The organism is Edwardsiella sp. EA181011 (assembly GCF_000800725.1).
GTDB lineage: Bacteria > Pseudomonadota > Gammaproteobacteria > Enterobacterales > Enterobacteriaceae > Edwardsiella > Edwardsiella anguillarum.
On the sequence record NZ_CP011364.1, the window covers coordinates 3,401,302 to 3,426,740 of the forward strand.

At 60.4% G+C, this 25,439-nt stretch carries 23 protein-coding genes, 1 other RNA gene, 1 pseudogene and 1 other annotated feature; of the genes and pseudogenes, 9 read left to right on the forward strand and 16 right to left on the reverse strand.

Annotation, left to right across the window (positions count from 1 at the left end; genetic code table 11):
• Window positions 1-189: 189 nt before the first annotated feature.
• The 9 genes from QY76_RS15050 to QY76_RS15090 form a co-directional block, all read right to left on the reverse strand.
• Window positions 190-1,491 carry an inosine/guanosine kinase gene (locus QY76_RS15050; RefSeq protein ID WP_034163627.1) on the reverse strand — a complete coding sequence of 434 codons (1,302 nt, stop codon included), beginning with the start codon at window positions 1,489-1,491 and terminating at the stop codon, window positions 190-192.
• 72 nt (window positions 1,492-1,563) lie between these two features.
• Entirely contained in the window at window positions 1,564-2,532 is a 969-nt protein-coding gene (hemH, locus tag QY76_RS15055; protein ID WP_045424685.1) for a ferrochelatase, read from the reverse strand.
• A gap of 142 nt (window positions 2,533-2,674) precedes the next feature.
• Window positions 2,675-3,319, reverse strand: a complete 645-nt coding sequence (gene adk, locus QY76_RS15060; protein ID WP_045424683.1) for an adenylate kinase — start codon at window positions 3,317-3,319, stop codon at window positions 2,675-2,677.
• Window positions 3,320-3,530: 211 nt separating this feature from the next.
• Entirely contained in the window at window positions 3,531-5,402 is a 1,872-nt protein-coding gene (htpG, locus tag QY76_RS15065; protein WP_045424680.1) for a molecular chaperone HtpG, read from the reverse strand.
• Between the two features lie 182 nt (window positions 5,403-5,584).
• On the reverse strand, window positions 5,585-6,190 hold the full coding sequence (recR, locus tag QY76_RS15070; RefSeq protein WP_045424676.1) for a recombination mediator RecR: 606 nt from the start codon (window positions 6,188-6,190) through the stop codon (window positions 5,585-5,587).
• Window positions 6,190-6,519 carry a YbaB/EbfC family nucleoid-associated protein gene (locus tag QY76_RS15075; RefSeq protein WP_034163632.1) on the reverse strand — a complete coding sequence of 110 codons (330 nt, stop codon included), beginning with the start codon at window positions 6,517-6,519 and terminating at the stop codon, window positions 6,190-6,192. The genes recR and QY76_RS15075 overlap by 1 nt, the downstream gene beginning before the upstream one ends.
• A gap of 45 nt (window positions 6,520-6,564) precedes the next feature.
• A complete protein-coding gene (gene dnaX / locus QY76_RS15080) occupies window positions 6,565-8,526 on the reverse strand; it encodes a DNA polymerase III subunit gamma/tau (protein ID WP_034163813.1) in 1,962 nt (653 codons plus the stop codon).
• Window positions 7,168-7,228, reverse strand: a sequence feature (DnaX frameshifting element). (Overlaps the previous gene by 61 nt.)
• A gap of 237 nt (window positions 8,527-8,763) precedes the next feature.
• Window positions 8,764-9,315 (reverse strand): adenine phosphoribosyltransferase, encoded by a 552-nt coding sequence (apt, locus tag QY76_RS15085; protein WP_045424673.1) that lies wholly within the window; start codon window positions 9,313-9,315, stop codon window positions 8,764-8,766.
• Between the two features lie 169 nt (window positions 9,316-9,484).
• A complete protein-coding gene (locus QY76_RS15090; protein ID WP_034163636.1) occupies window positions 9,485-9,865 on the reverse strand; it encodes a DUF454 family protein in 381 nt (126 codons plus the stop codon).
• A gap of 70 nt (window positions 9,866-9,935) precedes the next feature.
• Between QY76_RS15090 and priC the strand changes: the two genes are divergently transcribed.
• The 3 genes from priC to rsmS all read left to right on the forward strand — a co-directional run bounded on the left by priC (window position 9,936) and on the right by rsmS (window position 11,027).
• Window positions 9,936-10,475: a primosomal replication protein PriC gene (gene priC, locus QY76_RS15095; RefSeq protein ID WP_034163638.1), complete on the forward strand. Its 540-nt coding sequence runs from the start codon at window positions 9,936-9,938 to the stop codon at window positions 10,473-10,475.
• A 76-nt stretch (window positions 10,476-10,551) separates the two neighbouring features.
• Window positions 10,552-10,803, forward strand: coding sequence for a GlsB/YeaQ/YmgE family stress response membrane protein (locus QY76_RS15100; RefSeq protein WP_034163639.1), 252 nt, complete (start codon window positions 10,552-10,554; stop codon window positions 10,801-10,803).
• Window positions 10,804-10,811: 8 nt separating this feature from the next.
• Entirely contained in the window at window positions 10,812-11,027 is a 216-nt protein-coding gene (rsmS, locus tag QY76_RS19500) for a pleiotropic regulatory protein RsmS (protein WP_034163640.1), read from the forward strand.
• On the opposite strand, the pseudogene mscK reads toward rsmS, so the two are convergent.
• The 3 genes and pseudogenes from mscK to acrR all read right to left on the reverse strand — a co-directional run bounded on the left by mscK (window position 11,013) and on the right by acrR (window position 15,665).
• Window positions 11,013-14,374: pseudogene (gene mscK / locus QY76_RS15110) on the reverse strand (mechanosensitive channel MscK). The gene rsmS and the pseudogene mscK sit on opposite strands and share 15 nt — an antisense overlap.
• A 217-nt stretch (window positions 14,375-14,591) precedes the next feature.
• Window positions 14,592-14,945 (reverse strand): DsrE/DsrF/TusD sulfur relay family protein, encoded by a 354-nt coding sequence (locus tag QY76_RS15115; RefSeq protein ID WP_015870491.1) that lies wholly within the window; start codon window positions 14,943-14,945, stop codon window positions 14,592-14,594.
• Window positions 14,946-14,951: 6 nt separating this feature from the next.
• Window positions 14,952-15,665, reverse strand: a complete 714-nt coding sequence (gene acrR / locus QY76_RS15120; RefSeq protein WP_049648896.1) for a multidrug efflux transporter transcriptional repressor AcrR — start codon at window positions 15,663-15,665, stop codon at window positions 14,952-14,954.
• Between the two features lie 141 nt (window positions 15,666-15,806).
• Between acrR and QY76_RS15125 the strand changes: the two genes are divergently transcribed.
• The 4 genes from QY76_RS15125 to QY76_RS15140 all read left to right on the forward strand — a co-directional run bounded on the left by QY76_RS15125 (window position 15,807) and on the right by QY76_RS15140 (window position 21,146).
• Window positions 15,807-16,991, forward strand: coding sequence for an efflux RND transporter periplasmic adaptor subunit (locus QY76_RS15125; protein ID WP_034163646.1), 1,185 nt, complete (start codon window positions 15,807-15,809; stop codon window positions 16,989-16,991).
• A 43-nt stretch (window positions 16,992-17,034) separates the two neighbouring features.
• Window positions 17,035-20,187, forward strand: a complete 3,153-nt coding sequence (locus tag QY76_RS15130) for an efflux RND transporter permease subunit (protein WP_034163648.1) — start codon at window positions 17,035-17,037, stop codon at window positions 20,185-20,187.
• Between the two features lie 366 nt (window positions 20,188-20,553).
• A complete protein-coding gene (tomB, locus tag QY76_RS15135) occupies window positions 20,554-20,922 on the forward strand; it encodes an Hha toxicity modulator TomB (protein ID WP_034163649.1) in 369 nt (122 codons plus the stop codon).
• A 20-nt stretch (window positions 20,923-20,942) separates the two neighbouring features.
• Window positions 20,943-21,146, forward strand: a complete 204-nt coding sequence (locus QY76_RS15140) for an HHA domain-containing protein (RefSeq protein ID WP_012847872.1) — start codon at window positions 20,943-20,945, stop codon at window positions 21,144-21,146.
• A gap of 261 nt (window positions 21,147-21,407) precedes the next feature.
• On the opposite strand, the gene ffs is transcribed toward QY76_RS15140, so the two are convergent.
• Window positions 21,408-21,504, reverse strand: an RNA gene (ffs, locus tag QY76_RS18250) — signal recognition particle sRNA small type.
• A gap of 142 nt (window positions 21,505-21,646) precedes the next feature.
• Here ffs and QY76_RS15145 point away from each other — a divergent pair.
• Both QY76_RS15145 and tesB read left to right on the forward strand, forming a co-directional pair.
• Window positions 21,647-21,976 carry an MGMT family protein gene (locus QY76_RS15145; RefSeq protein WP_034163651.1) on the forward strand — a complete coding sequence of 110 codons (330 nt, stop codon included), beginning with the start codon at window positions 21,647-21,649 and terminating at the stop codon, window positions 21,974-21,976.
• A gap of 108 nt (window positions 21,977-22,084) precedes the next feature.
• On the forward strand, window positions 22,085-22,951 hold the full coding sequence (gene tesB / locus QY76_RS15150; protein ID WP_045426178.1) for an acyl-CoA thioesterase II: 867 nt from the start codon (window positions 22,085-22,087) through the stop codon (window positions 22,949-22,951).
• Window positions 22,952-22,985: 34 nt separating this feature from the next.
• On the opposite strand, the gene amtB is transcribed toward tesB, so the two are convergent.
• The 3 genes from amtB to QY76_RS15165 form a co-directional block, all read right to left on the reverse strand.
• Window positions 22,986-24,263 (reverse strand): ammonium transporter AmtB, encoded by a 1,278-nt coding sequence (gene amtB / locus QY76_RS15155; RefSeq protein ID WP_095666582.1) that lies wholly within the window; start codon window positions 24,261-24,263, stop codon window positions 22,986-22,988.
• 23 nt (window positions 24,264-24,286) lie between these two features.
• The gene (gene glnK, locus QY76_RS15160; protein WP_045426180.1) at window positions 24,287-24,625 is read right to left on the reverse strand and encodes a P-II family nitrogen regulator; all 339 of its coding nucleotides are present in this window, start codon (window positions 24,623-24,625) and stop codon (window positions 24,287-24,289) included.
• Between the two features lie 271 nt (window positions 24,626-24,896).
• Window positions 24,897-25,358: an Lrp/AsnC family transcriptional regulator gene (locus QY76_RS15165; protein WP_045426183.1), complete on the reverse strand. Its 462-nt coding sequence runs from the start codon at window positions 25,356-25,358 to the stop codon at window positions 24,897-24,899.
• Window positions 25,359-25,439: the final 81 nt, after the last annotated feature.

Sequence of the window (25,439 nt, forward strand, 5' to 3'; positions counted from 1 at the left end):
ATACGCACGCTTGCAAAAAGTGAAAAGGGGTATTCCGCTTAGGGTAAATGAGATCGTTTCTAGCCTTTCGCGTCCTATTTAGCCACGGGCTCCGCGCAGATGACAGCGTACCCGATCAAAGAAAACGCCGGCGCTGCGCCGGCGTATCTCCGTAAGATCATCTCATCCGCCCGCAGACAGAGGCGCTGTTCAACGCTCCCAGTAGGACTCTTCCAGGCTGTCTTCCCGCTCGGGTAGGCCGCGGGTCAGACGCGGCGAGTGCTGATTGAGCACCTGGTAGCTGACGCGGTTGGCATATTTGCACACCTGCGCTAGGGAGGAGTAAGTCAGGTAGCTACGCTGATGCTTACTGGAGTTGGGCACGTTGGTCCGGTGAAACTCATTAGCCGCGATATCGTGCAGCAGCGCAGAGAGCGCGCCATCTCCGGCGCCGTTGGTGTTCATGATCTTCTCCGGCCCTCCCATATACGGCGCAATGTGCGAGTAGATCCGGCACGGCGCTTCGCACATGGCACGCCGCATCGCCCGGCTGAACTCGTACAGATTGAACTCAGGGATCACCCCCGGCAGCAGCGGATGCTGGGTTTTGCGCTTGCCGTCATCTTCGGTATAGCCCGCCATATACAGGCCGACCGGACCGGCGGTGCACAGCACCAGATCCACCCACTCCAGCGCCCTGTCCGAGGCCGCCAGCGGATCGGACAGCCCGGTCAACTCCTGGGCCTCTTCTTCGTTCATCGCCACAATGGTGACGTGATCGCGCAGGAAATCACGCCAGAACTGCGGATCGTCGGCGATCACATACTTGGTGCCCAGGGTCAGCACCACCGGAACATGGTGCTTTTTGGCGTAGGCGATCGCCTGCATGGTCGCGTCGCGCATCGGTTCGCCCGGCTTACAGCGCACCAGGTAGGCCGTCAGCACCAGCGCGGAGGCACCGGCGATCACCGCCTCGGGAATGCTTTCCGGACGCAGCTGGTTCATCATGCCCGGGCTGATGGCAAAGGTACGTTCGCCGTTATCGGTGATCAGGGTAAAACAGCGCCCGATAGGGCCATCGACGCCCTGCAAGTGGTCCAGATCGGTGCGGCTTGAGGTGTTACACAGGTAGCGGTAGGCATAGCTGCCGATTTTGACATTTTCGCACATCACCCCCAGCAGAACCGAGCGATCGTCGGCCAGCACAGAGTAGTTGTGCAGGGTATTGCCGATCGTGCCCCCGGCAAACTCATGGGTAATCAGCTTACTGTCACACAGCTCCTGGTACAGCGCTTCGGCGACATTATCCTCGATCACCAGCGAGTGCCCTTGGCTCAGGCCATAGCGGGCGATAAACGCCTCATCCACCTTGGCCTCAATATCCACCAGCGTCTGATCGATACCCACGACGTAGGCTTTATCAATTTCATTATGCTGCGTCTTTTGCAGCAGCGGATCGCGGGCATTAACCGGGAAATAGTGTTTGGACTTGCGTTGACCGGGGAATTTCATCTGTGTTATCGGCAAAAAGAAAAGGGAGCGGGCTAGAATAGCACACTCCCCCCGGCCGCGTCAGCGGGCATCCTACGCGGCAGGCACCGTGACCAGCTGCTGCAGCAGCGTTACCTGCATGTCATCATCGTTCAGCGCCGGAATATAGGCAAAATGGCGGCCGCCGGCGGCCAAAAAGGCCTCACGATTCTGTACCGCGATCTCCTCCAGCGTCTCCAGGCAATCGGCGGCGAAACCGGGACAAATCACCTGCAGATGGCGCGTACCACCGGCAGCCAGGGCGACCACGGTCTCATCGGTATAGGGCGTCAGCCAAGGCTCCCGGCCAAAGCGTGACTGAAAGCTGACGGCATACTGGGACGGCGTCAGCCCCAGCGCCTGAACCACCGCCTGCGTGGTCGCCAGACAGCGCTGCGGATAGTCATCCCCCTCATCGGCATAGCGCTGCGGGATGCCGTGGTAGGAAAACAGCAGCGTGTCAGGCTGTCCGTGTTCAGCGGCGCTGCGGCGGATGCGCTGGCACAGTGCGGCAATGTAGGCCGGGTGCTGCGCATAGTCGCGCACGAAGCGCAGCGCTGGTATGCGCCGCTGGCGCGCCAGCCAGGCCGCCACGCCGTCAAACACGGCGGCGCTGGTCGAACAGGAGTACTGTGGATACAGCGGAACCACCGTCAGCTGGGTCACCCCCGCCTCGGCCAGCGCAGACAGCGCGCGATCCAGCGATGGCTCACCGTAGCTCATCCCCAGCGCGACCGGGATCGCCCCACCCAGGCGCGCCTGCAGCCCATCGCACAGGCGTTGACTATAGTACAGTAGCGGCGACCCCTGTGCCGTCCAGATAGACTGATACAGGCGAGCGACCCGCGGCGCCCTGCGCGGCAGGATAAGCCCACGCAGCAGCGGTTGCCACTGCCAGGACGGCAGATCCACCACCCGCCGATCGCTAAGAAACTCCGCCAGATAGGCCTTGACCGCCGCAGGCGTCGTCGCCGACGGCGTGCCCAGATTCACCAGCAGTACCCCATTTTTTTCTGCCACCATCGCTTTGCTCCCCTACTTGCTTGCCCCTATTGTAAAGGATAAACGGCGGCGTCCCACCAATCGCTGGCATCGGCCAAGCCCTCCGGATAGCGGCGACAAAAAAGCGGCCCTCAGGCCGCTTCATCGCGTGACACCGGCAACATTAGCCCAGCACGCTTTCCAGCTCGGCGCGCACGCGATCGACGCTCTGTGTGCCATCGATCTTCACATAGCGGGTGTTGCCCGCCTGCGCTTCCTGGCCATAGTAGCCAATCAGCGGCGCGGTCTGCTGATGGTACTCCACCAGACGCTTACGCACGGTCCCTTCCTGATCGTCCTTACGGGTCATCAGATCTTCACCGGTCACGTCATCCTTACCTTCAACCTGCGGCGGGTTGAACTTAATGTGATAAACACGCCCGGAGCCCGGGTGCACGCGGCGGCCAATGATGCGATCGACGATCAGTTCGTCCGGTACGGCAAACTCCAGCACGTAATCGACGTTGATGCCGGCCTCTTTCATGGCGTCCGCCTGCGGAATGGTGCGCGGGAAACCGTCGAGCAGAAAACCGCTGCGGCAATCTTCCTGAGCGATACGCTCTTTGACCAGCGCGATAACCAGCTCATCGGTCACCAGCTTACCGGCGTCCATAATCGCCTTCGCCTGTTTGCCCAGCTCACTGCCTGCCTTCACCGCAGCGCGCAGCATGTCACCGGTGGAGATCTGCGGAATGCCGTATTTCTCCATGATAAACTGTGCCTGTGTGCCCTTACCGGCGCCCGGAGCGCCCAGCAGAATGATACGCATCGCGTAATTCCCCTCAAATTATTGCCTAAGATTTAAAAAACGCTAAACCTTACCATTATAACGGGCACCGGCTCAAGGCGACGGCATACGGCTGAAACGTGAAACTGGTCGTTCGGACGCCATTGCCGGTAAAAAAGCCCGCTCTCCGCAGGACGGCGCGCCAAATAGAAAGGGCGGCCCACGGGCCGCCCTTGCGTGCGATGTCTGGCTATCAGGCCAGCAGCAGTGCGTTGATACGCTTGATGAACTGGTTAGGATCCTCTAGGCTGCCGCGCTCGGCGAGCAGGGCCTGATCCAGCAGCAGTTCGATCCACTGGGCAAAGCGCCCGTCATCCTGCTGCTCCGCGGCGCGCTGCACCAGCGCATGCTCCGGATTGAGTTCGAAGATATACTTCACCTCCGGTGCCTGCTGTCCCGCGGCGGCAAACAGCTTGGCCATCTGGGTCGTCATCTCATCGCCGTCGGTGCTGACCACCGCCGGCGTATCGGTCAGGCGATGCGTCAGACGCACCTCCTTGACTCGCTCGCCCAGCAGGGTTTTCACCCGCTCAACGAAAGGCTCCAGCGCTTTATCCGCCTCTTTCTGCGCATCGCTGTCCCCTTCGTCGGCCAGCTTCTCCAGCGTCTCATCCTTCTTGCTGACGGACTGGAAGAACTTGGCATCGTACTCGGTCAGGTAGCTCATCATCCACTCATCGATGCGCTCGGAGAGCAGCAGAACCTCGATGCCCTTCTTACGCAGCAGCTCCAGATGCGGGCTGCTGGCGGCGGCGGCATAGCTGTCGGCGGTGATGTAGTAAATCTTCTCCTGCCCTTCCTTCATCCGCCCAATGTAGTCGTCCAGCGACACGTTTTGCAGCGCGCTGTCGTTATGGGTAGAGGCGAAGCGCAGCAGTTTGGCGATCGCCTCACGGTTGGCGGCGTCCTCCGCCGGCCCCTCCTTCAGCACTAGGCCAAACTGCTGCCAGAAGGTCTGGTAGGCTTCCGCATCATCCTTGGCCAGTTTTTCCAGCATCTGCAGTACGCGCTTGGTCAGCGCTGAACGCAGGTTCTGGGTGACGCGGCTATCCTGCAGCAGCTCACGCGATACGTTGAGCGGCAGATCGTTAGAGTCCACCAGACCGCGCACAAAGCGCAGGTAGTTCGGCATAAACTGCTCGGCGTCGTCCATGATGAACACGCGCTGCACATACAGCTTCAGGCCGTGCTGATGGTCGCGGTTAAACAGATCCCACGGCGCCTTGGACGGGATGTAAAGCAGGCTGGTGTACTCCTGCTTGCCCTCGACCCGATTATGGCTCCAGGCCAGCGGATCGCTGAAGTCATGGGCGATGTGTTTATAGAACTCGTTATACTCTTCGTCGCTGATATCCGCTTTATTGCGGGTCCACAGCGCCTGAGCCTTATTGATCTTCTCCCACGCCTTCTCGCCCTCTTCGCCCTCACCGCTGAGGATCTCGACAGGCAGGGCGATATGGTCGGAGTACTTGCCGATGATGTTACGCAGGCGCCAGTCATCCAGGAAGTCATCTTCCCCCTCGCGCAGGTGCAGGGTGATCTCAGTGCCGCGCTCGGCTTTCTCGATATCGGCGATGGTGTAGTCGCCCTCACCGGTAGACTCCCAGAATACCCCCTGATCGGCGCTGGCGCCGGCGGCGCGGGTACGGACCGTGACCTTATCCGCCACGATAAAGGCGGAGTAGAAGCCCACTCCAAACTGCCCGATAAGCTGGCTGTCTTTCGCCTGATCGGAGCCCATGGACTCCAGGAACGCTTTGGTGCCGGACTTCGCGATGGTGCCGAGGTTCTCGATCACCTCATCGCGCGTCATACCGATCCCGTTATCGCTCAGCGTCAGGGTGCGGTTGTCGCGATCCACGCTGATGCGCACGCGCAGCTCGCCGTCGCCCTGATACAGATCCGGGTTAGACAGCGCACGGAAGCGCAGTTTGTCAGCGGCATCGGACGCGTTGGAGATAAGCTCACGCAGGAAGATCTCTTTATTGGAATAGAGTGAGTGGATCATCAGGTGCAGAAGCTGTTTCACCTCTGACAGGAAGCCACGGGTTTCTTGGCCTTTCATTATTCGCTTTTACCTCTCATCGATAACACGCAGATAAAATGGGTTATAGCGTTACAGATGGGGACCGCGGATTCGCTTTTCAAGGGTAAAAAAATAGATAACCCGCGACAGGCGGTAGAGACGGAGTGAATGAGAGTGGATATCGCGGCAGGGATACGCCGGACGGCGTATCCCCTGGCGGATCAGCGCGTCACGGGGTGACGCCCGGCCAAAGAGTGGGACAGGGTGGTGCCGTCGACCATCTCCAGCTCTCCCCCCACCGGCACGCCGTGGGCGATACGGCTAGCCAGTACGCCGTGCGCCGCACACATCTCCGCGATATAGTTGGCGGTCGCCTCGCCCTCGACCGTCGGGTTGGTGGCGAGGATCACTTCGCTGAGCGCCTCCTGGCCCAGCCGCACCTCCAGCCTGTCCAGACCAATATCCTGTGGACCGATGCCGTCCAGCGGAGAGAGGTGTCCCATCAGCACGAAATAGCGCCCGGAGTACTGTCCAGTCTGCTCAATGGCATGAATATCCGCCGGGCTCTCCACCACGCAGATCTGCCCATTCTCACGCCGACGCGCGTTGGTGCAGATAGTACAGACCTCCTGCTCGGTGAAAGTACGGCAGTCTCGGCAGTGACCGATCTCCGACATCGCGCGCGTCAGCGCCTGCGCCAGGCGCATTCCCCCGCTGCGATCGCGCTGCAGCAGGTGAAACGCCATGCGCTGGGCCGACTTGGGGCCGACGCCGGGCAGACAGCGCAGCGCCTCCATCAGGGATTCAAGAAGCGGGCTGGTCTGCATCAGAACGGCATCTTGAAGCCCGGCGGCAGCTGCATACCGGAAGAAACCGAGGCCATACGCTCTTTCTGCTCGCTGTCGATGCGACGGGCGGCATCGTTAAATGCGGCGGCGATCAGATCTTCCAGCATCTCTTTATCGTCTTCCATCAGGCTGGGATCGATCTCCACGCGACGGCAGTTATGCGCGCCGTTGATGGTGACCTTCACCAGGCCGGCGCCGGATTCACCGGTCACCTCGACCAGGGCGATCTCTTCCTGCATCTTCTGCATTTTTTCCTGCATCTGCTGGGCCTGCTTCATCAGGTTGCCCAGTCCGCCTTTACCAAACATAGCGTTCTCTCTTTTTCGTAGGGCCGTGCCGCAGCGGCACAGCGGTTAAACGGGGCGGATGCTCTCTTCATCCAGCTCGGCGTCGAACAGACGCCGCAGGGTCTGGATATTGCCATCCGCTGCAATCGATGCGCGGGCCTGCGCCAGTCTCTCTTCATAGATAGCCTGACGCCACTCCAGCGGCGTGCGCCGTTGGGGATCATCATCCTCGACAATGCTCAGCGCCACCGGATGCCCATAGTGGTCGCTCAGGGCCTGCTCTAGCGTTTGCCGCGCAGAGGCGGAGTTTAAATGACGCTGGGCCGAACGTAAATGCAGAAGCACGCTTCCCTCCGGCGCAGACTCACGAAACGCATTCAGCGCCAGCTGCTGTACCAGCTTGGGCAGCCGCAGCTGACTCAGCTCCTGGGCCCACGTATCCCGCGTCAGCGACTCCTGCGCCAGATGCGCCGCCAGCTCCGGCGTTTTCTCATGCTCCAGCGCGCTGCGCAGCGCCTTGGGCGTCGTCTTGGGCGCTTTCTCCTCTACGGGACGGTTCTGCGCCTTCCAGCGATAGGCCTCTTTACGCGTCGACGCCTGCGCTTGCTCCGCCGACGCGATCTTCTGCTGGCCCCGCTCGCTTATGCTGGCCAGACGCTCCAGCGCTGAAGAGGCCGGCTGCGCACGCTGCGGCGCCGCCGGCTCACTCTTTTTTGGCTCACTCCCTCCGGCGGCCTTCTGCCGCAGGCGGGAGCGGGCCTGTAATAGCTGCGCGGTGCTCTCTGGCACGGCGTTCGCCGGCGGCGGTGCGCTCACCGTCTGCGGCATCGCCGCCGGTGCAGGCGCCAGCGGCGCGACGCTCTGTGCCGTCGCGGCCGAGACGACGGGGATATCGCCGCCCTGCACCGCCGCCGGCGCGGGAGTCGGCTCGGCAATCACTGCTTTAGGATGAAAGGCCAGCGCACGCAGCAGGGTCATTTCAGCCCCCATGCGCCGATCCGGCGCAAAGGCCAGCTCTTTACGGCCGTTGAGGATAATCTGGTAAAACAGCTGCAGATCCGCCGGCGGCAGCATCCGCGCCAGCTCGCGCAGACGCGGCTCTACCGCCGCAAACTGGCTGTCCAGCGCACTGGGCAGCAGCTGTAGCATCGCAACCCGGTGCAGCAGCGCCAGCATCTCTACCAGCAGGTTCTCCCAGTCCACGCCGCGCCCGGCGGCCTGCTCTACCCGCGCCATCACCAGCGCACCATCCGCCGCAGTCAGTGCCTCGATCAGCGCCAGGGGCTGCTCATCGTCCAGCGTTCCCAGCATCTGGCTGACGGCGTCGGCGGTAATCTGCCCCTGCCCCATGGCGATCGCCTGATCCGTCAGGCTCAGAGCGTCACGCATGCTGCCTTCGGCGGCGCGCGCTAGCAGCTGTAGCGCCCGCGGCTCCGCCGTCAGGGCCTCGGCATGGGCGATTTTCTCCAGCTGCGCCCGGATCTGCTCATGATCCAGCGCACGCAGATGAAACTGCAGACAGCGCGACAGGATGGTGACCGGTAGCTTCTGCGGATCGGTGGTGGCCAGCAGAAACTTGACGTGCGGCGGCGGCTCCTCCAGCGTTTTCAGCAGCGCGTTGAAGCTGTGGCGCGACAGCATATGGACTTCGTCGATCAGATAGACCTTGAACCGACCGCGCGCCGGGGCATACTGCACGTTATCCAGCAGATCACGCGTGTCTTCAACCTTGGTTCGCGAGGCGGCATCGATCTCCAGCAGGTCGACAAAGCGCCCCTGCTCGATCTCCCGACAGTTGTCGCAGACGCCGCACGGCGTGGCGGTGATCCCGGTTTCACAGTTCAGCCCCTTGGCCAACAGACGGGCGATACTGGTTTTGCCGACCCCGCGGGTACCGGAAAACAGATAGGCATGGTGAATACGGCCCAGAGAGAGCCCGTTTGCCAGTGCCGTCAGGACATGCTCCTGACCCACGACGTCAGCAAAGGTTTGTGGACGCCACTTGCGGGCGAGAACCTGGTAGCTCATTGATGATTCGTCGCTGATAGAATAAGAAGATTCGCCGGCCGTCCCACAGACGGCCAGCGGCGTCGGACTGATGGCGCAGGGCGAGCACTGGCGCCCGTCTGCCCCGATCATCTGATCATTGTAACAGTAGTTGTCGCAATGCCCATCACTTTATTCCGCCGCCCGGCGGCGGCAAAAACAGCCGGGCCACCGCACTGGCGGTGGCCCGGAGAGATAGCGTATGACGCGCGCTACAGATTAATGTCCGTCGAAGGAGATCAGGCTGTAGCAGTTAATGTTCATCGCTTCCAGACGCGCCTCACCGCCCAACGCAGGCAGGTCGATGATAAACGCCGCGTCGTGCACCACGCCGCCCAGGCGGCGGATCAGGCGGGTCGTCGCCTCGATGGTGCCGCCGGTCGCCAGCAGATCGTCCACCATCAGTACGCGATCGTCCGCATCGATGGCATCCTGATGGATCTCCAGCGTATCGGTGCCGTACTCCAACGCATAGCTTTCCGCCAGCGTCGCCCGCGGCAGTTTGCCCGGCTTACGCACCGGCACAAAGCCCACGCCCAGCGCCAGCGCCACCGGTGCGCCAAACAGGAAGCCGCGCGCTTCCGTTCCCACCACCTTGGTGATCCCGGCGGTACGGTAGCGCGCCGCCAGCAGTTCGATACTCAGAGCATAGGCGTCGGGCTTTTCCAGCAGACTGGTCACGTCACGGAAAAGGATACCTGGCTTAGGGTAGTCAGGGATGGTCTTGATGCTTTGTTTAAGAAATTCGAGTTGTTGTGCTGTAGCGGTCATAACTTGTTGCCTGATAAACACCGGGTTCGGGCTAACGCAAGCCACCTACAATCCCCCCAAACATGGCCCGGCATAAATCGCCGTCGCCCTCGGAACAGGGAGGTAACCCGCGCACGAAAACGCTCAAATCTATGCAAACTGCCGGAAAATTGCAACCGACATCGCCGGATTAAGGGATTTTTTCTTGCGGTACGTCAATAACCGGCAGGCGCCACAGCAGCAGCAGCAGCGCGGCCAACAGCGTCAGCAGCAGCAGGCGCAGCCAGCCGCTCTCTACCAGCCACAGGGAGAAGGAAAAGCTCGCCAGCAGCAGGAGCGCCGCGCGTCCGCGCGCGCCCGGCGGCAGGCCGCGGTGCTGTTGCCAGTGACGTAAGTAAGCGCCGCACCAGGCGCGGTATAGCAGCCAGTGATGGAAACGCGGCGACGAACGGGCAAAACAGGCCGCCGCCAGCAGCAGAAAGGGGGTCGTCGGCAACAGCGGCAGCACGACGCCCAGACATCCCATGGCAAAAGCTATCCACCCCAGCGCCATTAATATTATGCGTTTCATTCTCTGGCTTGCTCCGCTCCCTGCCGCTCCAGTACCATGCGCTATGGTTACTATCATTTAAAGGTAGGTTATGTCGAGTCAACAGATGCTCAACCAGCTCGAGCAGCGCCTACAGCGACTGGCGCAGGCGCTGGCGCCGCTGGCCGAACAGCCCGCCGCCCGCTCACGCTTCGATCGGGCGCTATTCCTGACCCACGGCACCCGGCTGAAAGACTATCTGCAGGAGACCCGGGATAACTTCACCGCCCTGCAGCGCGCCGTCGGCGCCGGGCAGCGCCAGCAGGTCGCCTTTCTCGCCGAGCGCCTGCTGGCGCAGATGGCCGCCCTACAGCGCGAGCAAGCCACCCAGACGCTGCGGCGACAAGAGCCGCAGCGGGCGGAGAGCGCGGGCGATCTGTACCAGGAGCTGGCGCGCCACCAGGACTATGAGCGGCGTCTGCAAACCATGGTGCGTGAGCGTGAGCTGCGCTTAGCCGCCTGCCAGACCCTGGCCCAGCAGCAGCAGATCCAGCGCGAGCTGGCCGCCATGGAGGGACGGCTGCAGCGCTGCCGCCAGGCGCTGCGGCGGATCGAAAAACAGATCGAACGCCGTGAAAACGGATTTCGCTGAGCGCCGGCGCCTTATCTATACTGGAGGAAGGTGGCCGACAGGGGTTCGGCCCATCACCTATGCTGGAGCGTTTGCCATGGGCATCATCGCGTGGATTGTACTGGGGCTGATCGTTGGGATACTGGCGAAGTGGCTGATGCCGGGCCGGGATGGCGGGGGAGTTATCATGACCGTGGCGCTGGGCATCGTCGGCGCCATGCTCGGCGGCTATCTCGGCAACCTGCTGTTCCATATGAATATCACCGCGGGCTTCAATCTAAAAAGCCTAATTGTGTCGGTGATCGGTGCAATGCTGGTGCTGTTTATTTACCGTAAGATCCGATCATAGGGAGCCCCATGTCACTGGAGCAAGCGAGCGACGAGGTCAAGCTGGCCGTCGATTTGATATACCTGCTGGAGAGTAACGCGATCCCCGCGCATACCGCCCTGGCGGCGCTGGAGATCGTCCTGAGCGACTACCGGCAGAAGCTGGCGCAGCCCAGCCCACAGCGGATAGCGGATAGCGGCGGCGCAGGACGCCCGCCGCCCGGCCGTCCATCAGATGCGCAGTGAGTCAGGCGGCGGATCCGTCAGCGTACGCTTCACCTCCTGCACCTCATTACCCTGCGGGTTATGCAGGTACACCTCCAGCTGGTTAAAGGCGATGTTGATATCGTTCTCTCGGCACAGCTGATCGATGCGGCGGTTCAGCTCATCTACCACATAGCTGCGGTCGCGCAGCTCGCGCACGTACAGCCGCATCTCATGATCCAGCGTGCTGGCGCCAAAGGCCAGGAAGAAGACCTGTGGCTCCGGCTCCACCATCACCCGCGGGTTCTCACCCGCCGCCTGCAGCAGGATCTCCCGGACCTTATCCAGATCCGAACCATAGGCTACGCCGACCTTGATCAGCACCCGGGTCACCGTATCCGTCAGCGACCAGTTAATCAGCCGCTCGGTCACAAAGGCCTTGTTGGGAATGATCACCTCTTTACGATCGAAGTCGGTAATGGTCGTCGCGCGAATACGGATCTTATTCACCGAGCCGGAGTAGGAGCCGATGGTGATGGTGTCACCGATACGCACCGGTCGCTCAAACAGAATGATCAGGCCGGCGATGAAGTTCCCGAAGATCTCGTTCAGACCAAAGCCAAGGCCCACCGACAGCGCGGCGGCCATCCACTGCAGCTTATCCCAGGAGATGCCCAGCGAGCCGAAGAAGATAATCACCCCGACGCTGATAATCGCATAGGTCAGGATGGTGGTGATCGCATAGGACGCCCCCTGACGCAGCTGCAGACGCGACAGCACCAGCACCTCCAGCAGGCCGGGCAGGTTGCGCATCATGATATAGGCCACCACCACCGTCATCATGGCAAACAGCAGGTTGCCCAGCGTCACCGCCTGGGTTATCTGGCTGGCACCGCTGCCGCTGTTGTAGTGCCACAGGGTAATGCTGTCGAGATAGGAGATCACCGTAAACAGATCGGCCCAAATCCAGTACAGCACGCAGCCAAAGATCAAAAACAGCACCATCGTGGTCAGACGCAGGGACTGGGTATTGATCTGATCGATGGCCAGGGGCGGCTCTTCGATCGCCTCCAGCCCCTCCGCCCCCTCGCGCGAGGCGCCGGCGGCGTTCTGCTGACGGCGCGCCAGCGCGCGGCGATAGGCCAGACGGCGGGCCGCCACGCTCAGGCCGCGCAGCACCGTGGAGTAGACCACGGCCCACAGCAGCATCAGGTACAGGCTCTCGATCCAGCGGGTCCCCAGACGCAGGGCGGTATAGAAGTAGCCGCAGGCCGTCAGGATCATCAGGATCAGCGGCGCGATCGCTAGCAGGGTCACCAGCACCAGCCGCACGCTGTGGGAGTTTTTCTCCCGCCAGGCATCGCGGCACAGCGGAAAGACAAACACCGTCAGCAGCGCCAGGGTGATCAGTATCACCACCTGCCCTATCACATCCTCGTTCAGCTGCAGCGGTGATTTCTCCCCGATCACGCACCATACCATCAGCGGGATCAGGGTGAAGCCCAGGCGCCGAACCATGCGGCGGTAATGGGCGCAGACCAGCGGCGACACGTTAAAGTGGCGCTCGGAGATCCCCCCGGCGAAATGAGGCGATAGGTGGTGCTGATGATCAGCCAAAACAGCGCGAAGCGCAGAGACATCACCCACAGCAGGCCACCTATCTGGGTTTCGGTATGGTAGAACATCACCCCGACGGCCAGCAGCAGCAGCGTCCCCGGCAGCCCGCGCAGAATATTCAGCAGGATGGCCTCCGGCGTATGCAGCTGTCCGTCCCGCTTCAGCTGCCCCACCTCATCGCCCAGCTTATCCAGGCGGGCGTTGATGGCGCGACGGCGCCACAGCAGCAGCCCAGTGCCGATCAGCAGGGGAATGAACAGATACAGCGAGCTGATAAAGCCCTCCAGCAGCTGTGCCGGCTTGAAGTCAATGTGCAGGTTCGCCGCTTGGGTGTGCAGCGCCGCGGGCAGTCCGATAAACCAGGCCAGGTTCATCGGCTTATTGCTGCTGACCCAGAAGATTTGCTGGGTCAGGGTATGCTGCAGATAATCGTTCACATTGCGCAGCTGCTGCTGATTGATCTGCAGGCTGATGGCCAGCGTCAGCTCACTGCCCAGCTGTTTGTTCAGCTTATCCAGCAGGTCGCGGCGCGTATCGACCAAATCCTCCAGCGCCGCGATCGCCTCATCGCTCAGCTTTTCTTTACTGTCGGCCTGCAGCGCCGCCACATAGTCGCTGCTTTGGCTCAGGGCATCGCGCTGGGCGTTGATATCAAACTGGGCCACGCGCAGATCGGCCACCTGCGCCGCCACATCGTTGCTCAGCTTTTCCGTCGGCAGCTTCTGCTGCTGCTGGTAGAGAATACGCGACAGCAGCAGGCTGCCCTTCAGCACCGAGATCTGCTCCTTCAGATTGCGCTCGGCCTGCAATGAACGGTCAAGCCAGTTTTTAACCCGGATATTCTCCTGCACCAACGTATTGGTCTTTTCCGTGGCGTCGATCAGCCGCTGGCTCAGCGCACGGTTTATCTCCAGCTCTTTGGCGATCAGGGGATTGTGGTTAAAGTCCTGGGCTGCATCGTCGGGATTGATCGCCTCTCTGGCCGTTTTTTCAGACTGAATCAGCTGCTTGCTATAGCCGGCCTGACGAATCAGCTGTACGCTGCGCTCCAGCTTGGTGATCCGGGCGCTGGCATAGTCGCGCTGCTTTTGCAGTACATCCTGCAGGGTAGTGTTGTCCCCGAGGCTCTGCTGCTGATAATCCAGGGACTGGTTGAGCATCGCCAGCTCCGTATTCAGCATGTTACGCTGGCTAGCGCGCAGCTGGGTGCCTTCGGCCAGGGTATTCCGGATCTGTTGAATTTGCTGAGAGCTGGCCATCATAGAGGCCTGGGCACGCTCCGGCTGGGTCTGCAGGGCGATCAGCTGGCTGCTGTAGGAGGCCAGATCGTCCTGCGCCTGCTTCAGCTCGGCCAGGGTATCATCCCACTGGCTCTGCAGCTGGCGGGTGCTCATAGCAGAAAAGTTGGCCTCGTCTGCCGCATCGCTGCTGCGCTGCAGCGCCTCCAGCCCGGCCAGCGCCTGATTCAGTTTCCCCGGTGCCTGCTGCACCTGCTGCTTCAACTGCTGGCTCTCTTTGCGGTAGCGCTCAATGCCGTCCAGATATTCAAGGGTTTGGTTGAGATCCTGCAGCACCAGCTTATCGCTGGCCGACAGGCTCTTCTGCCGGTTCAGGGCATCGATCTGATTTTGCACCTCGGTGCGCGAATCGATATCGCCGCTCTGCGCCCGCGCAAAGGCGCTGCAAAAGAGCAGGGAAAGCAGCAGGGTGACAATAATAACGCGCCAAAGGGCAACGCCCTTGCCTGGCCGTAATAACACGCCGTGAGTCATAGTTAAATTAAGCAGACTTTATCAATAAAGAAAGATATAGGTTTCCTGGGCGCTATTCCGCGTGGCGCTTGCCATCATCCCATCGCGAAAAGCGGCCTAGAGTAACATGAAGCTGTAATAGCAAGAATAGGCATAATCGGAGAAAATTGCCCGGCGCCGTAGCCCCACGCCGGGCGGTAACGCGTGTGCCGTCGCCAGATGAACGACGACGTACGCCTTAGAATGTCAATACCTTATCGGCGGCCAGCGTCCAGGCGGCCAGTTCGGTCAGCGTACCGATGGCTACCCCCTCAATCAGCGGAAGCGACGCAATGCCGCGGGCATCGGCGCAGGTCTTACACAGCAGAATGGGCGTGCGCTGCGCGCACAGGATCTCCAGCATCTGCTGCAGGCTGTAGCCTTCGTGGGGCTTCTGCCCCGGCAGCGCCGCCGTCACGGCGTCCGACATCAGGAACAGCTTCAGATCGATATCCGCCGCCTGCTCCTTCATCGCCAGCGCCAGGCGCAGCGCGTTGAACAGGGATTCATGGCCATAACCGGCCCCATTGGCAATCACGACAATTTTTTGCATTGTTATCTACTCGTCTTTATCAACACTGTTTCGCGTGGCTGGGAAAGCGCTTTCCCATACAGAGGTATCATTGGGCGCACACACCGCGTCGCGACGCAAAAACGGACTGTGGCGCAGCATGGCGATCACGTTATCCACCAGCGGTATCGCCTGCTGCTGCAGATCGAAGCGGTCCGGGGTAAACAGCCAGCTCTCCATGATACCGGTCATATAACTGCGCAGAGCGATGGCGCTACGCAACGTATCCAGATTCGCCGGCAGCTGCTCCAGGAAGATACAGTGCTGCAGCACCCGTTCGATACGCGTGTAGCTCTCCAGATACATCACTTTACGCCGTTCGCCCAGCGCCCGCATCTCGCCGACGAACTCGCACTTATGGTACAGAATTTCCATCATCGCCCGCCGCTGCGGATCCACCACCGTCGCGACCAAAATAAAAATTAGGAGCTCACGTAATATACGCAGTGGATCATCCGGAAACTTTGTCTGATACTCTAGCTCAAGCTCACTGATCCTGGACTCCATAAACGCCCAGACGGCGTGGAAAATGTCAGTTTTGTTCTTAAAATGCCAGTAAATGGCCCCACGGGTAACCCCTGCGGCGTTGGCGATATCGTTTAGTGAGGTGGCAGCAACGCCGCGTACGGAAAACTCTCGTATGGCAGCGTCAAGGATCTGCTGCCGGGTCTCCTGGGCCCGTTGTTTGGTTTTTCGTGCCATGGCGTTGGTTTTTTAAAGTATCAAGACTTACATGCATTGATGAATGTATGTACCATAACATGCGTTTTTTTATAGCGCAGCAATGGGTTTTTTACCAGTGTACTCCATACCCATTTTGCACTCGGACTCTTGAGGTATAATATGAAGAAAAACAGAGGGTTAACGCCTCTGGCGGCGATACTGCTGTTTTCCGGCAGTTTGCTTCTTACAGGATGTAATGATGACAATGGTGCAACCGGGCAACGTCCTGCCCCCGAAGTCGGTGTAGTCACACTGAAAACGGCGCCGTTAAATGTCTCAACCGAGCTTCCGGGCCGAACCTCTGCGTACCGTATCGCAGAGGTTCGTCCGCAGGTCAGCGGTATTATCCTTAAGCGTAACTTTGTCGAAGGCAGCACGGTAAAAGCCGGCGAATCACTGTATCAAATCGACCCGGCGACCTATCAGGCCGCCTATGACAGCGCCCGCGGCGATCTGGCCAAGGCAGAGGCTGCCGCTAACATCGCCCATCTGACGGTCAAACGCTACACCCCGCTGCTGGGCACCAAATATATCAGCCAGCAGGACTACGATACCGCCGTCGCCAACGCACGCCAGGCCGATGCGACCGTCGTCGCCGCGAAAGCCGCCGTTGAAAGCGCGCGCATCAATCTGGCCTATACCAAAGTCACCTCGCCTATCACCGGCCTGAGCGGCAAGTCCTCCGTCACCGAGGGCGCCCTGGTGACCGCCAACCAGAGCAACGCCCTGGTAACCGTACAGCAGCTCGACCCCATCTATGTCGACGTGACCCAGTCCAGCAATGATTTTCTACGTCTGAAGCAGGAGCTGGCCAACGGGCAGATCAAGCAGGAAAACGGTAAGGCCAGCGTTGAGCTGGTGATGGAAAACGGCCAGCCCTACCCGCTGAAAGGGACGCTGGAGTTCTCCGATCTGACCGTGGATGAGAGCACCGGCTCGATCACGATTCGCGCCGTGTTCCCCAACCCGCACAATGACCTACTGCCGGGAATGTTCGTGCGTGCGCGCCTGGACGAGGGCGTCCGCCCCGATGCGCTGCTGGTTCCGCAGCAGGGCGTAACGCGTAACCCCCGCGGCCAGGCGACGGTAATGCTGGTCGGCGCCGACAACAAGGTCGAAATGCGTACGATCGATGCCGCACAGGCGATCGGCGATCAGTGGCTGGTCACTGGCGGCCTGAAGAGCGGCGATCGGGTGATCGTATCCGGTCTGCAGCGTATTCGCCCGGGTGTGCAGGTGAAAGTAGAGGAAGCTAAACTGAATGCAGCGGTCAGCGACGGTGCGGCCAGTGGCGCACAGCAGTAAACGCATCGCAATGCATAATATTGGGAAAAGGAGCCAGTAATACATGGCTAAGTTTTTTATCGATCGTCCGATCTTTGCCTGGGTTCTCGCCATCATCATGATGTTGGCCGGTGCATTGGCGATCATGAGCCTGCCGGTCGCACAGTACCCTACCGTTGCGCCGCCGGCAGTCACCATCTCCGCCAGCTATCCGGGGGCGGATGCGGCCACGGTGCAAAACTCCGTGACGCAGGTTATCGAACAGAACATGAACGGTATCGATAACCTGATGTACATGTCGTCAACCAGTGACTCGGCCGGTAACGCCAGCATCACCCTGACCTTCGAGGCCGGTACCGATCCGGATATCGCCCAGGTCCAGGTGCAGAACAAGCTGCAGCTGGCCATGCCCTCCCTGCCGCAGGAAGTTCAGCAGCAGGGCGTCAGCGTGGATAAGGCCTCCAGCAGTATTCTGCTGGTCGCGGGCTTTATCTCCGAAGACGGCAGCCTGAGCCAGGATGATATCGCCGACTATGTGGCGTCCAACATTAAGGATCCCCTGAGCCGTACCCAGGGCGTCGGCAGCGTACAGCTGTTTGGCTCCCAGTACGCCATGCGTATCTGGCTGGACCCCAACAAGCTGAATAAGTACCACCTGACGCCGGTCGACGTTGTCTCCCAGATTAAGGTGCAGAACAACCAGATCGCCGGTGGCCAGCTGGGGGGCACCCCGCCGGTACCGGGCCAGCAGCTGAACGCCTCTATCATTGTGCAGACCCGCCTGAAGGATCCGACCGAGTTCGGCAAGATCCTGCTTAAGGTCCAACAGGATGGTTCCCGCGTTCTGCTGCGCGACGTTGCGCGCGTGGAGCTGGGGGCTGAAAACTATGGCACCATCGCCCGCTATAACGGTAAACCGGCCGCCGGTATCGCCGTGAAGCTCGCGACCGGCGCCAACGCGCTGGATACCGCCAAGGCCGTCAAGACGGAGCTGGCCAAGCTGGCCCCCTACTTCCCAGCGAGCCTGAAAACGGTCTACCCGTATGACACCACGCCATTCGTTCAGCTCTCTATCGACGAAGTGGTGAAGACCCTGCTGGAAGCGATCGTGCTGGTATTCGTGGTGATGTATCTGTTCCTGCAGAACATCCGCGCTACCCTAATCCCCACCATCGCCGTACCGGTGGTGCTGCTGGGAACCTTCGCCATTCTGGAGATCGTGGGCTTCTCCATCAACACCCTGACCATGTTCGGGATGGTGTTGGCGATAGGCCTCTTGGTGGATGACGCCATCGTCGTGGTGGAGAACGTCGAGCGCGTCATGTCCGAAGAGGGGCTGCCACCGAAAGAGGCGACCAAGAAATCCATGGAGCAGATCCAGGGGGCGCTGGTCGGTATCGCCATGGTGCTCTCCGCGGTATTCGTACCGATGGCCTTCTTCGGCGGCTCGACCGGGGCCATCTATCGCCAGTTCTCCATCACCATCGTCTCCTCCATGGTGCTGTCGGTGCTGGTGGCGATGATCCTGACGCCGGCGCTGTGTGCGACCATGCTCAAACCGATCGCCAAAGGCGATCACGGCGTACAGACCGGCTTCTTTGGCTGGTTTAACCGTCTGTTTGAAAAGAGCACCCATCACTATACCGACAGCGTTGGCCGCATCCTGCGCGGTACCGGGCGCTACCTGGTGATCTACCTGCTGATCGTGGTCGGCATGGGAGTGCTGTTTATCCGCCTGCCCACCTCCTTCCTGCCGGAAGAGGACCAGGGGGTGCTGCTGACCATGGCCCAGCTGCCGCCGGGCGCGACTCAGGAGCGCACCAACAACGTGCTCAAGCAGGTATCCCAGTACTACCTGACCAAAGAGAAAGATAACGTTGAATCAGTCTTTACCGTCAGCGGCTTCGGCTTCAGCGGTCAGGGACAGAACAACGGTCTGGCTTTCGTCAGTCTGAAACCGTGGGACGAGCGTAAGGGCGATCAGAACAAGGTTACCGCGATCATTCAACGGGCGGCGGGCGCCTTCAGTAAGATCAACGACGCCATGGTGTATCCGTTTAACCTGCCGGCTATCGTCGAGCTGGGTACGGCATCCGGCTTCGACTTTGAGCTTATCGATCAGGCCAACCTGGGCCACGAAAAGCTGACCGAAGCGCGTAACCAGCTGCTGGGCATGGCAGCGCAGCACCCTGACCTGCTGGTCGGCGTGCGCCCTAACGGCCTGGAAGATACGCCGCAGTTCAAGTTGGATATCGACCAAGAAAAAGCGCAGTCGCTGGGGGTTTCTCTCGCCGACATTAACCAGACGATCTCTGCCGCGCTGGGCGGGGCCTACGTCAACGACTTTATCGACCGCGGACGCGTGAAACGCGTTTATGTACAGGCCGATGCCCCGTTCCGTATGCTGCCAAGCGATATCGATAACTGGTACGTGCGCAGCAGCAATGGTCAGATGGTGCCGCTGTCCGCCTTCTCCAGCTCACGCTGGGAGTACGGCTCACCGCGTCTGGAGCGCTACAATGGTCTGCCCTCCATGGAGATTCTGGGCGAGGCCGCCCCCGGTAAGAGTACCGGTGAGGCCATGGCGCTGATGGAGACCCTGGTCGCCAAGCTGCCGGCGGGCGTCGGTTATGACTGGACCGGAATGTCCTATCAGGAGCGTCTGTCCGGCAACCAGGCTCCGGCCCTGTATGCCATCTCGCTGATCGTGGTCTTCCTGTGCCTGGCCGCCCTGTATGAGAGCTGGTCTATCCCGTTCTCCGTCATGCTGGTGGTACCGCTCGGCGTCGTCGGCGCCCTGCTGGCGACCTCTCTGCGCGGTCTGACCAACGATGTGTACTTCCAGGTCGGCCTGTTGACGACGATCGGGCTATCGGCGAAGAACGCCATCCTGATCGTCGAATTCGCCGTCGACCTGATGCACAAAGAGGGTAAGGGACTGGTCGAAGCGACGCTGGAGGCGGTGCGTATGCGTCTGCGCCCGATCCTGATGACCTCGCTGGCCTTTATCCTCGGGGTTATGCCGCTGGTCATCAGCAACGGTGCCGGCTCTGGAGCCCAGAACGCCGTCGGTACCGGGGTCATGGGCGGGATGGTCTCCGCCACCATCCTGGCCATCTTCTTCGTGCCGGTGTTCTTTGTGGTAGTGCGCCGCCGCTTTGGCCGCCGCGGCGAGGATATTGAGCACAACCATCCGGTTGAACCGCACAATAAATAGTTATAAGAAATGAAAAGACCGCCCGCGGGCGGTCTTTTTTTATCCATCGCCTGCCCACGCCGTATCCGGAGCTCTCGCCGGACAAACATTAATATGCTTAATTCCGTGGGATGATATGCCCCGCTGGGATAACTCATTAAAAATATTTATTCTTCATTCTTCGTATTCATTAAATGAGGGTTATACTTAATCAGGATGGGTATAGTTTAAATACTTACTAACACAAAACTTTTCCCATTGCCCTGCGCCTTTGCTATGATACTGGGGTTACTCGTCATAGCCATTACGTAACCGCTTGATTATTGCATCGATTTGTTATATTCCTTGCTACAGGAAAGCAGGCTCGGCTCCGGCAGGGGGTTGACTATGGATGAGTATACTTCTTATCAGCATGACATCGCAGAGTTAAAATACCTGTGTGATTCTCTGTATCATCAGGGAATAGATGTCCTGGGAGAGAGCCATCACGGCTGGGTCAGCGACCCGACGGCAAAGGTAAACCTACAGCTTAACGAGCTGATTGAGCATATTGCCAGCGTCGCACAATCATTTAAGATCAAATATCCGCGTCATTCGGATTTAGCCGAAATACTGGATGATTATCTGGATGAAACCTACGCCCTGTTTGGTGCCTATAGCGTCAGTGAAACGGCGCTCAGACACTGGCTGCGTACCAAACGCCGTGTGGCATACTGCCTGGCGCATGAAAAGCGCAATGCGGCCTTACATGTTTAGTCCAATAATAGGATGTTGTGATGACCAAGATCGATTATCTGATGAAGCTGCGTAAATGCACGACGCTGGATACTCTGGAACGCGTGATCGAAAAGAATAAATACGAACTTTCAGATGATGAACTAGAAATTTTTTATTCTGCTGCAGATCATCGACTAGCCGAATTAACTATGAATAAGCTATACGACAAAATTCCGGCAGAAGTCTGGCAATACGTCCGCTAAGTGCTCCGGGCGTTTCAACGGCGCCCTGGCAACATTAGTTATATTACTATTAATATATTTATTCTTTATTGATACCCCACCGTTACACGGGTAGGTATGTTTTCGCCCGTAACCCACCGCCCAGCAATCGCCCGTCGCAAATCTCAGCGATAAACTCCGTGTAGTCACGGGCAGCCAACGGCAAGCAAGAAGCAAGAAGCAAGAAGCAAGAAGCAAGAAGCAAGAAGCGGCGAGGAGTTGCACGGCTTAATTGGGTGGGAGCCCTGCCAGCTACATCCCGGCACACGCGTCACCCGCTGCGGCTGCTTCCTTCCGGACCTGACCGAATTCACGGGTTAGCGTTGCGGGAGAACCAACAGGGCCCCCATAACGAGCGCTATAACCTCAGCGCCCAGGCATTATCAGCGATGCCACGCCCAATTGCAAGGCGCCCCCCGTCAACCGTTGTTTTCTTAAACAGGCCTCTTGAGCTAACGCCATAGGACAGCGATAATCGCGCCATGACCACGACGACCCCGCTCCCCGTACAGGATGACTTCCGCCAGCGCGTACTGCTGTGTATCGCCGCCATTCCCGCAGGCCGAGTCGCAACCTATGGCCAGATAGCCGCGATGGCCGGTCACCCGCGCGCCGCGCGTCGGGTGGGTGCCATCCTGCGCGCCCTGCCGGCGGGTAGCGCCCTACCCTGGCACCGGGTGGTCAATCGCCTTGGTACCCTCTCTCTGGTCGGCGAGGGCTTTACCCGCCAGCGCAGCGCGCTGCAGGCCGAAGGGATCGGCGTCGATGCCGCTGGGCGGCTCGACCTGGCGCGCCTGCGCTGGCAGCCATAGCCCCGTCGCCGGCGTTCCCCTTGCGTGCGGAGCATCGTATCGGCGCCCCGGGCCCCAGCGCCAGCGCGCTACCGAGGTCTCCCACCGTTACAAAATAAGGTATTACCAATGAGTCAGGCGTTACAGAAACTGTTAAATCTATTGAATCTAGAGAAAATTGAGCAGGGTATCTACCGAGGGCAGAGCGAGGATTTGGGACTGCGCCAGGTCTTCGGCGGTCAGGTTGTCGGTCAGGCGCTGTATGCCGCCAAACAGACCGTTGATGCCCAGCGCCAGCTACACTCATTCCACAGCTATTTTCTGCGTCCCGGCGATAGCCGTATGCCGATCGTCTATGATGTCGAGGTCCTGCGCGACGGCAACAGCTTTAGCGCCCGTCGGATCAACGCCATCCAGCATGGTAAGCCCATCTTTTATATGACGGCCTCTTTCCAGTCCCAGGAGGCGGGCTTTGAACACCAGAGCAGCATGCCTCAGGTCGCCGGTCCCGAGGGGCTGCCCAGCGAGACCGATATCGCCCGCTCGCTGCGGCACCTGATCCCCGAGGCTGTCCGCGATACGTTTACCCGCGAGCAGGCCATTGAAATGCGCCCGGTCACCTTCCATAACCCGCTCAAAGGCGAGGTATGCCCGCCGCAGCGCTACGTCTGGCTGCGCGCCAACGGCGTCCTTCCCGACGATCCGCGGGTACATCAATACCTGCTGGGCTATGCCTCAGACTTCAACTTCCTGCCGACGGCGCTTCAGCCCCACGGCAAGGGCTTTCTTGAGCCCGGCATGCAGGTGGCAACCCTCGATCACAGCATGTGGTTCCACCGCGCCTTTCGCCTCGACGACTGGCTGCTGTACGCGGTGGACAGCCCCTCCGCCTCCAGCGCTCGCGGCTTAGTTCGCGGACAGTTCTTCGACCGCCAGGGGCATCTGGTCGCCTCCGCCGCCCAGGAGGGGGTTATTCGGCAGCATCCGACTCACTAAGCGCCCTGCGGCGCCGCAGCACGGCGCCGCGCGTCTAGCGGTTATAGGCATTCTCCCCGTGGCTAGTCACATCCAGCCCCTCGCGCTCCTGATCCTCACTGACCCGCAGCCCTACGCAGAGATCCGCCGCCTTATAGGCAATCAGCGCCGCCGCCGCGGACCAGATCACGCAAACCAGCACGCTCAGCGTCTGAACCCACAGCTGGTGACCCATGGTGACACCGCTGGCATAGCCCGTACCGCCCAGCGGGGCGGCGCTCAGTACCCCGGTCGCCAGGCAGCCGACGATGCCGCAGACGCCGTGCACGCCGAAGACATCGCAGGCGTCATCTATCCGCAGCCAGCGCTTCAGCGCCACCACGCCCCACAGCCCTGCCGCGCCCGCGATCAGGCCAAGCAGCAGCGCACCGCCGACGCCCACGCTGCCCGCCGCCGGCGTCACCGCCACCAGCCCGGCAATACAGCCGGAGCAGGCCCCCAGCAGGGAGGGATTCCCGCGCAGCCCCCACTCCGCCAAGACCCAAGAAAGGATGGCGGCGGCGGTGGCAATCATCGTGTTGATAAATGCCAGCGCAGCAATATCGTTGGCGGCACCGGCGGAGCCCGCGTTAAAGCCAAACCAGCCGATATACAGAATTGAGGTGCCCAGAAAGACCATGGGCAAACTGTGCGGCTTAAACGACTCCCGCCCATAGCCGCTGCGCCGTCCCAGCAGGCGAGCGCCCAGCAGTCCTGCTACGGCGGCGTTAATATGCACCACCGTCCCGCCGGCAAAGTCCAGCGCCCCGTCGGCGGCCAACCAGCCACCGCCCCAGACCATATGGGCCAGCGGCACATAGGAGAGCGAAAACCACAGCACGGCGAAGATCAGCACCGCCGAAAAACGGACCCGCTCCGCCAGTGCGCCGGTCACCAGCGCCACCGTAATACAGGCAAACGATCCCTGAAAGGCCACGTGTACCAGCGTCGATATTGAGCCAGTCACCTCGTGCGGTCCGATCCCCCTGAGCAACAGCGCGTGCAGATTGCCGACGACGGCGTTCCCACGGCCAAACGCCAGCGTATAGCCATAGATCACCCACAGCACGCTCACGGCGGCGAAGGTCACCATCACCTGCGTCATCAGCGACAGCACGTTTTTAGCGCGCAGCAGGCCGCCGTAAAACAGCGCGATCCCCGGCAGGGTCATCAGCAGCACCAGCGCCGTCGCTAGCATCATAAAGCCGTTATCCGCCCGATCCACCTGCGGCGCGCCGGCTAGCGCAACCCCCGGCAGCAGCGCCACGCCCACCATCCCCCTGCACAATCGCATCATCTCATCCCCCATGCAGGCCATTACAGCGCCGCGTCATCGCACTCGCCGGTGCGAATACGCACCACGCGCGTCAGCTCGGCGACAAAAATCTTACCGTCCCCCGTGTTTCCACTGTAGGCCGCCTGGCAGATGGCCTCTATCGCCGCCGCCAGTCGCTCATCCTCCAGCGCCACCTCAATTTTGACCTTGGGTAAAAAATTGACGCTGTACTCGGCACCGCGGTAAAGCTCTGTGTGCCCTTTCTGCCGGCCGAATCCCTTCACCTCCGTCAGGGTCAGCCCCTGAATACCGATGGCCGACAGCGCCTCGCGCACCGCCTCCACCTTAAATGGCCTGATCACCGCGCTCACCAGCTTCATGACGCCCCTCCTCTGTCGCCGGACTCATTCACAAAAGTTATGAGCAAAGGTCATGCCAATCCAGAAAGCAGGCGACAGATCCCGCCGCCCACGCGGGATAGCGTGGGCGGCGGGGCGGCGGCGGCACCAAAACGGTGCGATGCGTCGGCTGTGGTGCAGGTCAGGCACCGGGGAAGGAGGCGATCGCCCCGGCGGCGACGGCGTCGGGGGCGCTATATCGGCAGAAGACAGAAAAGGCGAGCACAGAGGACGGGCTAGCGGAAAAGGCGTCTTACTCGCGCAGCGGCAGCGCCGTGGTAAACTTAATCTGCTCCATGGCAAAGCTCGACGTGACGTCGCTCAGCCCCTTTACCGCATTGACCAGACGCTTATAAAAATCATCGAAGCTTTTCATATCGGCCACCTGCACCTGCATTAGATAATCATACTCTCCGGCCATGCGGTAGAACGCCAGGATCTCCGGCATATGCTCCACCTGCTGCACAAAGTTGCGATACCACTCCGCGCTGTGATGCTGGATCTTGATCGCCACAAACGCCGTCAGCCCCAGGCCCAGCTTCTCTTTATCCAGCAACGCGACCCGCTGGGTAATATAGCCCTCCTCCTCCAGACGCTTTAGCCGCTTCCAGCAGGGGGTCGACGTCAGGTTAACCGCCTCTGACAGCACCTGCAGGGAGAGGGTGCAGTCCCGCTGCAGCATGTTCAGCAGACTACGGTCAATTTTATCCAGCATAGGGAGCTCCGGGAGAAAGATTTCCTCCAATTAGGCCAATGCACGCAACAATAATCAATCTTTTTCCCGCGTCGTCGAATC